The organism is Pseudomonas sp. SWI36, from assembly GCF_002948105.1.
GTDB lineage: Bacteria > Pseudomonadota > Gammaproteobacteria > Pseudomonadales > Pseudomonadaceae > Aquipseudomonas > Aquipseudomonas alloputida.
In genome coordinates, this window is record NZ_CP026675.1 from 278,678 (window position 1) to 290,975 (window position 12,298).

General features: G+C 62.2%; 11 protein-coding genes and 1 pseudogene. 10 read left to right on the forward strand and 2 right to left on the reverse strand.

Features of this window, described 5'->3' with window-relative positions; all coding sequences use genetic code 11:
- The first annotated feature begins 42 nt into the window (after positions 1-42).
- From C4Q27_RS01620 to C4Q27_RS29930, 8 genes and pseudogenes are all read left to right on the forward strand, one after another.
- Positions 43-1,209: a cupin domain-containing protein gene (locus tag C4Q27_RS01620; protein ID WP_014590368.1), complete on the forward strand. Its 1,167-nt coding sequence runs from the start codon at positions 43-45 to the stop codon at positions 1,207-1,209.
- Complete coding sequence (locus C4Q27_RS01625; protein WP_003251237.1) at positions 1,202-1,630, forward strand: GNAT family N-acetyltransferase; 429 nt, start codon at positions 1,202-1,204, stop codon at positions 1,628-1,630. The genes C4Q27_RS01620 and C4Q27_RS01625 overlap by 8 nt, the downstream gene beginning before the upstream one ends.
- A gap of 210 nt (positions 1,631-1,840) precedes the next feature.
- On the forward strand, positions 1,841-3,802 hold the full coding sequence (locus tag C4Q27_RS01630; protein ID WP_104887832.1) for a DNA topoisomerase III: 1,962 nt from the start codon (positions 1,841-1,843) through the stop codon (positions 3,800-3,802).
- A 146-nt stretch (positions 3,803-3,948) separates the two neighbouring features.
- Positions 3,949-5,238: an FAD-binding oxidoreductase gene (locus C4Q27_RS01635; protein ID WP_064491932.1), complete on the forward strand. Its 1,290-nt coding sequence runs from the start codon at positions 3,949-3,951 to the stop codon at positions 5,236-5,238.
- Between the two features lie 185 nt (positions 5,239-5,423).
- Complete coding sequence (locus C4Q27_RS01640) at positions 5,424-6,254, forward strand: alpha/beta fold hydrolase (RefSeq protein ID WP_064491933.1); 831 nt, start codon at positions 5,424-5,426, stop codon at positions 6,252-6,254.
- 183 nt (positions 6,255-6,437) lie between these two features.
- Complete coding sequence (locus tag C4Q27_RS01650) at positions 6,438-7,217, forward strand: TSUP family transporter (protein ID WP_060489072.1); 780 nt, start codon at positions 6,438-6,440, stop codon at positions 7,215-7,217.
- 110 nt (positions 7,218-7,327) lie between these two features.
- The gene (locus tag C4Q27_RS01655) at positions 7,328-7,978 is read left to right on the forward strand and encodes an RHS repeat-associated core domain-containing protein (protein ID WP_177409984.1); all 651 of its coding nucleotides are present in this window, start codon (positions 7,328-7,330) and stop codon (positions 7,976-7,978) included.
- A gap of 130 nt (positions 7,979-8,108) precedes the next feature.
- A pseudogene (locus tag C4Q27_RS29930) lies at positions 8,109-8,240 on the forward strand (hypothetical protein); the annotation flags it as partial.
- A gap of 27 nt (positions 8,241-8,267) precedes the next feature.
- On the opposite strand, the gene nudC reads toward C4Q27_RS29930, so the two are convergent.
- Both nudC and C4Q27_RS01665 read right to left on the reverse strand, forming a co-directional pair.
- A complete protein-coding gene (nudC, locus tag C4Q27_RS01660) occupies positions 8,268-9,098 on the reverse strand; it encodes an NAD(+) diphosphatase (RefSeq protein ID WP_104886353.1) in 831 nt (276 codons plus the stop codon).
- A 36-nt stretch (positions 9,099-9,134) separates the two neighbouring features.
- Complete coding sequence (locus tag C4Q27_RS01665; protein ID WP_104886354.1) at positions 9,135-9,947, reverse strand: crotonase/enoyl-CoA hydratase family protein; 813 nt, start codon at positions 9,945-9,947, stop codon at positions 9,135-9,137.
- Positions 9,948-10,097: 150 nt separating this feature from the next.
- On the opposite strand from C4Q27_RS01665, the gene nhaB reads away from it, so the two are divergent.
- Together nhaB and C4Q27_RS01675 are read left to right on the forward strand one after the other, a co-directional pair.
- On the forward strand, positions 10,098-11,600 hold the full coding sequence (nhaB, locus tag C4Q27_RS01670; RefSeq protein ID WP_104886355.1) for a sodium/proton antiporter NhaB: 1,503 nt from the start codon (positions 10,098-10,100) through the stop codon (positions 11,598-11,600).
- Between the two features lie 146 nt (positions 11,601-11,746).
- Positions 11,747-12,292, forward strand: coding sequence for a lipocalin family protein (locus tag C4Q27_RS01675; protein WP_104886356.1), 546 nt, complete (start codon positions 11,747-11,749; stop codon positions 12,290-12,292).
- The last annotated feature ends 6 nt before the right edge of the window (positions 12,293-12,298 follow it).

Here is a 12,298-nt window from a genome sequence, read left to right on the forward strand (position 1 = left end):
TTTATTCCCGTACGAAAATTACGTTTTTTCAATAGGTTGAACATGAATCCTGATACTCCACTGCAGCTGCTCGGCGGCATCTCGGCCCGCGAATTCATGCGCGACTACTGGCAGAAGAAGCCGCTGCTGGTACGCCAGGCCTTCCCGGACTTCATCAGCCCGATCGACCCCGACGAGCTCGCCGGCCTGGCCCTGGAAGACGAAGTCGAGTCGCGTATCGTGCTGGAGCACGGCGCACACCCGTGGGAGCTGCGCCGCGGCCCGTTCAACGAAGACACCTTCGCCGAACTGCCGGAAAAAGACTGGACCCTGCTGGTACAGGCCGTTGACCAGTTCGTTCCGGAAGTAGCCGAACTGCTGGAAAACTTCCGCTTCCTGCCCAGCTGGCGTATCGATGACGTGATGATCAGCTTCGCCGCCCCGGGTGGCAGCGTCGGCCCGCACTTCGACAACTACGATGTGTTCCTGCTGCAAGGCCACGGCCAGCGCAACTGGAAAATTGGCCAGATGTGCAGCAGTGACAGCCCGCTGCTGGAGCACGCCGACCTGCGTATCCTGGCCGAGTTCGAGCAGAGCGGCGAGTGGACCCTGGAGCCCGGCGACATGCTCTACCTGCCACCGCGCCTGGCCCACTACGGCGTGGCCGTGGATGACTGCCTGACCTACTCGGTCGGCTTCCGCGCACCGAGCGCTGCCGAAGTGCTGACCCACTTCACCGACTTCCTCGGCCAGTTCCTGCCCGACGAAGAGCGCTACAGCGACGCCGACGCCCAGCCGGTCAGCGACCCGCACCAGATCCAGCACGATGCCCTCGACCGCCTCAAGGCGCTGCTCGACAAGCACATGGGCGACAAGGACCTGCTGCTGACCTGGTTCGGCCAGTTCATGACCGAGCCGCGCTACCCCGAGCAGATCGTTGGCGAAGAGCTGAGCGAGGAAGAGCTGATCAATGCCCTTGAGCAAGGCGCCATCCTGATCCGCAACCCCAGCGCACGCCTGGCCTGGTCCGAATTCGAAGACGACCTGCTGCTGTTCGCCAGCGGCCGTAGTTGCCCACTGCCTGGCAAACTGCGAGAGCTGCTGAAGCTGGTATGTGCGGCCGACGCCCTGCACATCGATAACCTGGCCGAGTGGCTGCAGGATGAGGATGGCCTGATGCTGGTACAGCAGCTGGTCAAACAAGGGAGCCTGGGATTCGCCAATGAATAAGATCAGCGTTCGCCTCGCCGATTGGCACAAAGACAACGCCGACATCCGCCGTATCCGTGAAGCCGTGTTCGTCGCCGAGCAGCACATTCCACCAGAGCTGGAGTTCGATTCGGAAGACCAGGACGCCCTGCACTTCCTGGCCCTGGAAGGCGACTATCCAATCGGTACTGCGCGCCTGCTGGCCGACGGCACCATCGGGCGCATCTCGGTGCTCAAGGACTGGCGTGGCCTGAAGGTGGGCGATGCGTTGGTCAATGCGGTCATCGTCGAAGCGCAGAACCGCGACCTGAAACAGCAGATGCTCAGCGCCCAGGTGCACGCCACGCCGTTCTATGAGCGGCTGGGCTTTCGCGTAGTCAGCGAGGAATTCCTCGAAGCTGGCATCCCGCATGTCGACATGGTGCGCGACTCGCGCGCCTGATCCATAACCTGCACTGGCCGCTTCGCGGGTAAACCCGCTCCTACAAGCACCGCGCTTCCCTGTAGGAACGGGTTTACCCGCGAAGAGGCCGGCTCAGGCGATATACATCCCCGCTGACAAAAAACCTGTACATCCATCCAGATAAAACTTGCCTCTGCGCCCCCGCTTGCGCATCCTATGGCCCACCACCCCGATGAAGCGTCCCCGGCCATGCGCCTGTTTCTCTGCGAAAAACCCTCCCAGGCAAAAGACATCGCCAAAGTGCTCGGCGCCCACCGCAAAGGCGACGGCTGCTGGCAAGGCACCGACATCTGCGTAACCTGGTGCATCGGCCACCTGCTGGAAACCGCCCCGCCCGACAGCTACGACGAACGTTACAAGCGCTGGAACCTGGCCGACCTGCCGATCATTCCAGACAAGTGGAAGATGCTGGTAAAGCCCAAGACTGCCAGCCAGTTCAAGGCGGTCAAGCGCCTGCTCGGTGAAGCGCGGGAGCTGGTGATTGCCACCGACGCCGACCGCGAAGGCGAAATGATTGCCCGCGAGCTGGTCGAGCATTGCCGCTACCGAGGCCCGGTGCAGCGCCTGTGGCTGTCGGCACTGGACGACGCCTCCATCCGCAAGGCCCTGGCACGCCTGCTGCCAGGCCACGAGACGTTCAACCTGTACCACTCGGCGTTGGGCCGCTCGCGCGCCGACTGGCTGATCGGCATGAACATGAGCCGGCTGTTCACCCTGCTGGGCCGCCAATCCGGCTACCAGGGTGTGCTGCCGGTAGGCCGCGTGCAAACGCCGACCTTGCGCCTGGTGGTCGACCGTGATCGCAGCATCGCCAACTTCGTGCCGGTGCCGTTCTGGGCCATCGACGTACAGCTGGAACACGCCGGCCAACGCTTCAATGCCCAATGGCGCGCTCCCGAAGACGCCTGCGATGACCAAGGCCGCTGCCTGAAGCAAAGCCTGGCACAGCAGGCCGCCACCGACATCGGCCATGCCGGCACTGCCCGAGCGGTAAAGGTGGCGACCGAGCGTGTGCGCGAAGCGGCACCGCTGCCCTTCGACCTTGGCACCCTGCAGGAGCTGTGCTCGAAAAAGTTCGGCCTCGGCGCCCAGGAAACCCTCGACATTGCCCAGGCACTGTACGAAACACACAAGCTGATCACCTACCCGCGCAGCGATTGCGGCTATTTGCCACAAAGCCAGCACGCCGAGGCACCCGCCATCCTTGCCGCCCTGCAACGGGCCGATGCCAGCCTTGCGCCGCTGCAGCCCTACCTGGAGCCGCAACGCCGCTCGCGGGCGTGGAACGACGCCAAAGTCAGCGCTCACCATGGCATCATCCCCACCGCCGCCGCCAGCGACCCCTCGCGCCTGCCGGCCAAGCACAAGGCCGTGTACACCCTGATCCGCGCCCGCTATCTGGCGCAGTTCCTGCCCAACCATGAGTACGACCGCACCCAGGCCGACTTCGACTGCGCCGGTCATGCGCTGCGTGCTGTGGGCAAACAGATCGTCGAGCCGGGCTGGCGCCGCGCCTTGCCCGAAGCGCTGACCCCGGCCAAAGGCCGCGAGGCACCACCGGCCCAGGTGTTGCCAGCGCTGCGCGAAGGCCAGGACTGCAACGTAAACGGCCTGCAACTGAAAGACCTGTGGACCCAGCCGCCCAAGCCGTTTACCGAAGGCGACCTGATCAAAGCGATGAAAAACGTGGCCAAGCTGGTGGATGATCCTCGGCTGAAGCAGAAACTCAAGGAAACCACCGGCATCGGCACCGAGGCCACCCGCGCCAGCATTATCCAAGGTCTGCTCGACCGCGGTTACCTGGTAAAGAACGGCAAGGCGTTGTCGGCCACACCTGCGGCCTTCAGCCTGATCGACGCTGTTCCCCGCGCGATTGCCGACCCCGGCACCACGGCGATCTGGGAGCAGGCGCTGGACATGGTGCAAAGCGGCGAGATGACCTTGGACGAGTTCGTCGCCCGGCAGTCAGCGTGGATGGGCAAGCTGGTCGAGCGTTGCAGCGGCATGCGCATGACCATCAGCGGGCCAGCGGCCGGGGCGGCCCCGCCCTGGAAAAAGAAACGTCGCGGTGGCGGGAAGAGCAAAGCGACTGGAAGCAAGGCGACCCCAAACAAGCCACGACAGGCGCGAAAAAAGCGAGCCCCCCTGTAGGAGCGGGTTCACCCGCGAAGAGGCCAGCCCAGGCAACACATTAACCACAGGCAAACCACAAACCCCGACCAACACATTGGCAACGTGAAATTTAACTGCTAACTTTTCATGAAAATAAACATAATAATTTTCACGGAAAATCCTGCATGTTCAAACAATCCGCCCAGCACGTCGCCAGTTACTACGCCCAGACCTACCCCGCCAACATCCCATTACGCCCTACCCTGCAAGGCGCTCAAGACACCGACGTGCTGATCATCGGCGCCGGTTTCAGCGGCCTGCACACTGCCCTGCGCCTGACCCAGGCCGGCAAACGCGTAACGCTGCTGGAGGCCAGCCGGGTTGCCTGGGCGGCCTCCGGACGCAACGGTGGCCAGGCGCTGTTGGGCTGGTCGTGCGACATGCCGCCGCTGGAGCAGGCCCTTGGCACCGAACGCACCCAACGGCTATGGGCCAGCATGTGCTGGGCCGCCGACGAAATGCGCGAACTGCCCCAACGCCACGGCTTCGACATCGACTACCGGCAGGGCAGCCTGTGGACTGCGGTATTGCCGCGCCGGGTGAAAATGCTCGAAGAGGCCCTGCATGATGCCGAACATAAATGGGGTTACGACGCCCTGCGCCTGATCGGCCGTGACGAGTTGCCGCAATGGGTCGACAGCCCGCGCTACCAGGCCGCGCTGTACGACGCCAAAGGCGCCCACCTCAACCCGCTGAAACTGGCGCAGGGCCTGGCCAATGCCATAGAGGCTGCCGGCGGGCGAATCTACGAACAGAGCCAGGTGCGCAGCTACGAGCAGGCTCGCGACGGCTATGTCGCCCGTACCGACCGTGGCGAAGTTCGTTGCCAGGTATTGGTGCTGGCCTGCAACGCTTACATCGATCGCCTAGACCGCAGCCTGTCGCGTCGCCTGTTGCCAGTCGGTTCCTACCAGGTAGCCACTGCGCCTCTGGATGCCGACTTCGCCCATTCGTTACTACCTCGCAACAGTTGCGTGATCGACAACCAGTTCGTGCCCGACTACTTCCGCCTCACCCCAGACCACCGCCTGCTGTTCGGCGGTGGCTGCACTTACCTGGGCGGCATTCCCAAGGACGTCGCCAGCGCCACCCGCCCGTACCTGGAGCGGGTATTCCCGCAACTGGCCGGGGTGGCCATCGACTATGCCTGGGGTGGCCACATCGATTGCAGCATCAAGCGCACCCCGGACGTCGGCCGCGAGGGCCAGCGCTACTGGTTGCAGGGTTTCTCCGGCCATGGCGTACTGCCGACCCTGGCGGCGGCGCGTGCGGTCAGCGATGCCATTCTCGGCGATGAAGACCTGTTGGCGCTGTACCAAGCCATCGACAACGGCCGCTTTCCCGGTGGCGACCTGCTGGCTGCGCCATTGGAAGCTGCGGCAAAGGCCTGGTACCGCATGCGCGATCGCGTCTGAAGGGCATAAGTGCGGGCCTCTTCGCGGGTGAACCCGCTCCTGCGCATTCAAAATCCATGAGCCCCCTGTAGGAGCGGGTTCACCCGCGAAGAGGACCGCACAGGCAACACAACTTCCTGATACCCGCCAAAATTCCTCCTATTCTCAATAGCTCCCTTCGCTTCCTGCACTCTGGAGACACGACGATGAGCTATGTAACCACGAAGGACGGCGTACAGATCTTCTACAAGGACTGGGGCCCGCGCGATGCGCCGGTGATCCACTTCCACCACGGCTGGCCGCTCAGTGCCGATGACTGGGACGCGCAGATGCTGTTCTTCCTCGCTGAAGGCTACCGGGTGGTCGCCCACGACCGGCGAGGCCATGGCCGCTCCAGCCAGGTATGGGACGGCCACGACATGGACCACTATGCCGACGACGTAGCCGCCGTGGTCGCCCACCTGGGCACCCAGGGTGCCGTGCATGTCGGCCACTCGACCGGCGGCGGCGAGGTGGTGCGCTACATGGCCCGGTACCCTGAAGACAAGGTGGCCAAGGCCGTGCTGATCGCGGCCGTACCCCCCTTGATGGTACAAACCCCCGGCAACCCCGGTGGCCTGCCCAAGTCGGTATTCGACGGCTTCCAGGCCCAGGTTGCCAGCAACCGGGCGCAGTTCTACCGGGATGTGCCAACAGGGCCGTTCTACGGCTACAACCGCCCAGGGGTCGAAGCCAGCGAAGGCATCATCGGCAACTGGTGGCGCCAAGGCATGATCGGCAGTGCAAAGGCCCATTACGATGGCATCGTGGCGTTTTCCCAGACCGATTTCACCGAGGACCTGAAGGGCATCACGCAGCCGGTGCTGGTGATGCACGGCGACGATGACCAGATCGTGCCCTATGAAAACTCCGGGGTATTGTCGGCCAAGCTGCTGCCCAATGGCACGCTGAAAACCTACAAAGGCTACCCGCATGGCATGCCGACCACCCATGCCGATGTGATCAATGCGGATTTGCTGGCGTTTATTCGTAGTTGATGTTTTCGCCAGTACCGGCCCTTTCGCGGGTAAACCCGCTCCTACGGGATTGCGCCATCTTCGTAGGAGCGGGCTTGCCCGCGAAAGGGCCGGCACTGGCAACACACCTTCCCCAGGATTACCATGCTCCCCTTCTAGTGCAGCACTTTGCCGCCTCCTTGCCTCCCTGCCTGTCAAAAACCCATGCCCTTCGAACTCACCGTAGAACCCCTCACCCTGCTGATCCTGGCGCTGGTTGCCTTCGTCGCCGGATTCATCGATGCCATCGCCGGTGGCGGGGGCCTGCTCACCACTCCGGCCCTGCTCACTGCCGGCATGCCACCGCACCTGGTCCTGGGCACCAACAAGCTCAGTTCCACCTTCGGCTCGGCCACTGCAGGTTTCACTTACTACAAACGCAAACTATTCCACCCGGCGCAGTGGCGCCCGGCATTGTTCGCCACCCTGACCGGGGCGTCGCTCGGCGCCGTCATTGCCCACTACATGCCAGCCGAATGGCTGAACAAGATGTTGCCGGTGATCGTCTTCGCCTGTGGCATCTACCTGTTGTTCGGCGGCACGCCCAAGGCACCGCTGGATGCCGATGCACCGATCAAGAAAAAGTGGCAAGTGCCGCAAGGCTTCACCCTGGGCTTCTACGACGGCGTAGCCGGCCCAGGTACCGGGGCGTTCTGGACGGTCAGTACCCTGCTGCTATACCCCATCGACCTGGTACGCGCCAGCGGCGTGGCGCGCAGCATGAACTTCGTCAGCAACATCGCGGCGCTGACGGTGTTCATCATTTCCGGGCAGGTGGACTACATCGTCGGCCTGTGCATGGGCCTGTCGGTGATGGTCGGCGCCTTTTTCGGCGCACGCACGGCGATCAGCGGCGGCAGCAAGTTCATCCGCCCGGTGTTCATCACCGTGGTGCTGGCGTTGACCGTGCGCCTAGCGTGGCAACACTGGTTCGGGCAGGCCTGAACCTTTGTACCCGATCATGAGGCCCATCAGCCGTACTATCATTTATGCCAGTTGAGGGGTGCGCAAGGAATTGTAAATATATGACGCCTCTCATCAACGGAAATATCTAAATGCAGAGCAAGGTTATTTCCTTCCAATATACCTGCTATGGAGCCTCAGCTAAGCCAGGGAATATTTACGTACTGGGTTTCACGGGAGCACCTCGCGACATATGGACAGGCTGCTACCTACTGGGAAACGGCAAGCGTACTTATAACCCGAATTTGATGAGGTTCCTCTCGCCCGACAGCCTAAGCCCTTTCAGTAAAGGAGGCATAAACGCCTACGCCTATTGCTCTGCCGACCCAATAAACAGGCTAGATCATTCAGGCCAGAATTGGATCAAGAAACTGTTCAGTCGCCCCGAACCTGCTTATAAGATGACAGAGATAATAGCCGCTCACGACCATCCAGACCTGCAAAAGTACTCGGGGTGGCGTTTCAGCAGCAAGGCAACTGGCTGGGATGTTAAAATGGCGAAAAAGCTACCAAAACGACTGGCAGAAAAGGCTCAGCTTGAGCGCGACATACCAGAAGCAGCACAACTTCGATCGTATAACCTCCTCCCAAAGCTGGTAAAGCGATTACAGTATGTCACCGCTAAGATCGAAGCCACTGACAGCAGGCTTGCAGAACTACAGTCTGGATTGACCCCGCACGAATTAGCTGCTGCTCTTTCACAAAATCAAGGTCTTCCACCACCGCCGTATTCCGAATACTAGCCCAGATAGCTTAGGTCTCCCCAACCCTTTTTTTCGGGCAATGAATACCATACGTTGGGCAGGGAGCTCCCCCCAAGCGACACCAGATTCCCGAGCATATACCAGTAATCAGAATAACGATTCCTGAATACCCATCGACCCGGTTCGCGCCAGCGACGTGGCGCGCAGCATGAACTTCGTCAGCAACATTTCGGCGCTGACGGTGTTCATCATTTCCGGGCAGGTGGACTACATCGCCGGCCTGTGCATGGGCCTATCGGTGAGGGGCGATGAACACTTCTCACTGCAGCTAGGACGGGAAAGCAGGGATATCACAGCCCAGCCGCCGCGCAACATACAGGTCGATCAGGTACCGGGCGATGGACCGCCCGGCCGGCAGCGGCGGCAGGTCGTGGACGCTGAACCACTTGGCGTCCTCTATCTCGTCCGGTTGCATGACAATCTCGCCACCGGCGTACTCGGCATGGAAACCGAGCATCATCGAATGCGGAAACGGCCAGCACTGGCTGCCGACGTACTGAATGTTCTTCACCTCCACCGCCACTTCTTCGCGCACTTCGCGCACCAGGCAGTCTTCGGCCGATTCACCCGGTTCGGCAAAACCTGCCAAGGTGCTGTACACCCCGGTGACGAAGCGCGGCGAACGCGCCAGCAGGATTTCATCGCCGCGGGTCACCAGCACGATCATGCTGGGTGAAATGCGCGGATAGCTGCGCAGGTCGCAGGGTTGGCAATACATCGCCCGCTCCCAGCGAATTTGCGTCATCGCCTGGCCGCAACTGCCGCAGAAGCGATGCTCGCGGGCCCAGGTGCCGATCTGTGCGGCATAGCCCAGCACCTTGTAGGTGTCGAAGTCGCCTTCGAGCATGAACGCACGCAGGCCGCGCCAGCTGCAGCCAGGCACATCAGTGGCGCTGCGCAGTTCCAGCAGGAACACCGGCTGGCCGTCAAAGTGGCCGATGCCATGCTCGCACAGCACGTCGAGGTCCTGCCGCTTGAGCCAGTCGCGGGGGAACAGCGCGCCGTTGGCGTCCACCAGAAACCCTTCAGGGCTGCGGGCCACGGCCAGCCCCCCGGTCATCTGTGGGTCGAGTACTGCAGTAGTCCAGCGTGCTGACATGTCGGGGGTTCCTTTACTGCGCGTCCCCCGGCCCGATCAGTCGGCGAACGTCGGTTTCTGTTTGCTCATGTGCGCCGCCACAGCCACACGCAGGTCTTCGGACTGCAGCATTGCGGCGTTCCAGGTGGCAATGTAGTCCAGGCCATCGTCGATGCGATGGTCACGCATGTAGCTGAGCATTTCCTTGGTGCCGGCCACGGCGATCGGCGATTTTGCGGCAATCTCGCGGGCGATGGCAAAGACGCCGTCCATCAGTGCAGCCTGATCATCATAGACTCGGTTGACCAGGCCGATACGCAGCGCCTCGTCGGCCTCGACATTGCGCCCGGTAAACGCCAGCTCACGCATGATGCCGTCGCCAATGATGCGTGGCAAACGTTGCAATGTGCCGACATCGGCAGCCATGCCCATGTCGATTTCCTTGATCGAGAACTGCGCGTCACTGCTGCAGTAGCGCATGTCGCACGCCGAGATGAGGTCGATGGCGCCGCCGATGCAGTAGCCTTGAACCGCCGCCAGTACCGGCTTGCGGCACGTGTCTACAGCGGTGAACGAGGCCTGCAGCCGCTGGATGGTCTTGCGCAGGAAGCGTGCATTGCGGCCCACGTCCTTGCCCATCTGCCCGGCCAGCGAGGCCAGCATCATCAGGTCGATACCGGCGGAAAAATGCTTGCCAGCGCCACTGATCACCACCGCGCGCACGGCATCGGTGTCATCGATCCACTGGAAGATGTCGACGATTTCCTCCCAGAAGGCCGCATTCATCGCGTTGACCTTCTCTGGGCGATTGATCTGAACATGGGCGATGCTGTCGGTCAGTTCGACCTTGAATGCACTGTACTCGGTCACGGGCGGCACTCCTATGGGTGAAAGGTTCATGACACCGATGGTAACCCAGCCCAATGGCCGTACATGTGCCAAAAACGGGACTGTGCGCCTTGCCTCAGACGCGCTTATCCGGCACCGTGCGCCATCGCTGAATCATAAGGATACATATTCATGTCGCGTTCCCTGACCGGCGCCCTCGCTCACGGTTTCCTGGGCCAGTCGCCGCTTTGGTACAAAGCGGTCATCTGCCTGTTCCTGGTGCTCAATCCGCTCCTGCTGGCAACCATTGGCCCCGCCGCAGCGGGGTGGGCACTGGTAGTCGAATTCATCTTCACCCTGGCCATGGCCCTGAAATGCTACCCGTTGATGCCCGGTGGCTTGTTGCTGATCGAAGCCCTGCTGTTGCAGATGACCACGCCACAGGCGCTGTACGAGGAACTGCAGCACAACTTCCCGGTAATCCTGCTACTGATGTTCATGGTCGCCGGCATCCACTTCATGAAGGAACTGTTGCTATTCCTGTTCTCACGCATTTTGCTCGGGGTGCGTTCCAAGGCCATTCTGGCGCTGCTGTTTTGCGTACTGTCGGCGTTTCTATCCGCGTTTCTCGATGCCCTGACCGTCACGGCGGTGATCATCAGCGCTGCGGTCGGCTTCTACGCGGTGTACCACCGCGTCGCGTCCGGGGCCAATCCGCGCGAGGACAGCGCACTGGAGAGCGACCAGCAAGTCGCTCACCTGCACCGGGAAGACCTCGACCAGTTCCGCGCCTTCCTGCGTAGCCTGCTGATGCATGGCGCTGTGGGTACCGCCCTGGGCGGCGTTTGCACGTTGGTGGGCGAGCCGCAGAACCTGTTGATCGGCCACGAGATGGGGTGGCACTTCGTCGAATTCTTCTTGAAGGTGGCGCCCGTATCGCTGCCAGTGCTGGGTGCTGGCCTGGTGACCTGCGTGCTGCTGGAAAAAGCGCGCCTGTTCGGCTACGGCACGCTGATGCCCGAACCGGTGCGCAGGGTGCTGACCGCCTATGCGGCCGAAGACGATGCGGCGCGCACCCAGGCCCAGCGCATCGCGCTGTGGGTACAAGGGCTCGCTGCACTGATCCTGATCATCTGCCTGGGGCTGCATGTGGCCGAGGTCGGCCTGATCGGCCTGATGGTGATCGTACTGATCACGGCCTTCACCGGCATCACCGACGAGCACCGCCTGGGCCGTGCCTTCCAGGACGCCATGCCGTTCACTTCGCTGTTGGTGGTGTTCTTCGCCGTGGTCGCGGTGATTCATCAGCAGCAGCTTTTCAGCCCATTGATCAACTGGGTGCTGACGCTGCCGGCCGAACAGCAACCGGGCATGCTGTATCTGGCCAACGGCTTGCTGTCGGCGATCAGCGACAATGTGTTCGTTGCCACCATCTACATCACCGAAGTGAAGCAGGCATTTCTCGATGGCAGCATGAGCCGCGAGCATTTCGAAACCCTGGCGGTGGCGATCAACACCGGCACCAACCTGCCAAGCGTGGCGACGCCGAACGGGCAGGCGGCGTTCCTGTTCCTGCTGACCTCGGCCATTGCACCGCTGATCCGGCTGTCGTATGGGCGGATGGTGTGGATGGCGCTGCCCTATACCGTGGTGATGGGCGGGTTGGGATGGTGGGCGGTGACGTACTGGCTGTGAGGCAGGCCTGTGCGGACCTGTGCGGGGCCTTTCGCAGGCAAACCCGCTCCTGCATGGGTTTCGCCGCAGGCAAGATCGTCTACAACTTTTCCCCCGCACAGGCGTCGAAACACAGGTACGCCCCATCCGCTCCAAGGAGGTCACCCATGGCGCTGCGCACAACACTGCTGCTTTCCTGCATGACCCTGGCCCTGCTCGGCTGCGCCGGCAACGATCACCCGGCACCGCCGCGTACCCAGCAGGTGGACCTGCAACGCTATCAGGGTACCTGGTACGAACTGGCGCGACTGCCGATGTTCTTTCAGCGTAACTGCGTGAAGTCGGAGGCGCGCTACGGCTTGCGCGAGGACGGCCGTATCGATGTAACCAACCGCTGCCAGGAAAAGGACGGCCAGTGGAATGAAGCCCAGGGCATCGCCGAGGCTCAGCAACCGGGCAGCACCGACAAGCTGTGGGTGCGTTTCGACAACTGGTTCAGCCGCCTGGCACCGGGCCTGACCAAGGGTGAGTACTGGGTGCTGTACCACGACAAGGACTACCGCGTGGCACTGGTCGGCCACCCCAACCGCGAGTACCTGTGGCTGCTTTCGCGCACGCCAGCGGTCACCGACCAGCAGCGCGAGCAACTGCTGACAATCGCCCGAGAGCAAGGTTATGACACCAGCGAGCTCATCTGGCGGCAGGATAACTAGCAGGCC

What these genes read in the sequence shown, in the direction of transcription:
- C4Q27_RS01630 (WP_104887832.1), top strand. Translation starts at nt 1,841, where the DNA reads ATGCGCCTGTTTCTCTGCGAAAAACCCTCCCAGGCAAAAGACATCGCC.
- nhaB (WP_104886355.1), top strand. Translation starts at nt 10,098, where the DNA reads ATGTCGCGTTCCCTGACCGGCGCCCTCGCTCACGGTTTCCTGGGCCAG.
- C4Q27_RS01625 (WP_003251237.1), top strand. Translation starts at nt 1,202, where the DNA reads ATGAATAAGATCAGCGTTCGCCTCGCCGATTGGCACAAAGACAACGCC.
- C4Q27_RS01640 (WP_064491933.1), top strand. Translation starts at nt 5,424, where the DNA reads ATGAGCTATGTAACCACGAAGGACGGCGTACAGATCTTCTACAAGGAC.
- C4Q27_RS01620 (WP_014590368.1), top strand. Translation starts at nt 43, where the DNA reads ATGAATCCTGATACTCCACTGCAGCTGCTCGGCGGCATCTCGGCCCGC.
- C4Q27_RS01650 (WP_060489072.1), top strand. Translation starts at nt 6,438, where the DNA reads ATGCCCTTCGAACTCACCGTAGAACCCCTCACCCTGCTGATCCTGGCG.
- C4Q27_RS01675 (WP_104886356.1), top strand. Translation starts at nt 11,747, where the DNA reads ATGGCGCTGCGCACAACACTGCTGCTTTCCTGCATGACCCTGGCCCTG.
- C4Q27_RS01635 (WP_064491932.1), top strand. Translation starts at nt 3,949, where the DNA reads ATGTTCAAACAATCCGCCCAGCACGTCGCCAGTTACTACGCCCAGACC.
- nudC (WP_104886353.1), bottom strand. Translation starts at nt 9,098, where the DNA reads ATGTCAGCACGCTGGACTACTGCAGTACTCGACCCACAGATGACCGGG.
- C4Q27_RS01655 (WP_177409984.1), top strand. Translation starts at nt 7,328, where the DNA reads ATGCAGAGCAAGGTTATTTCCTTCCAATATACCTGCTATGGAGCCTCA.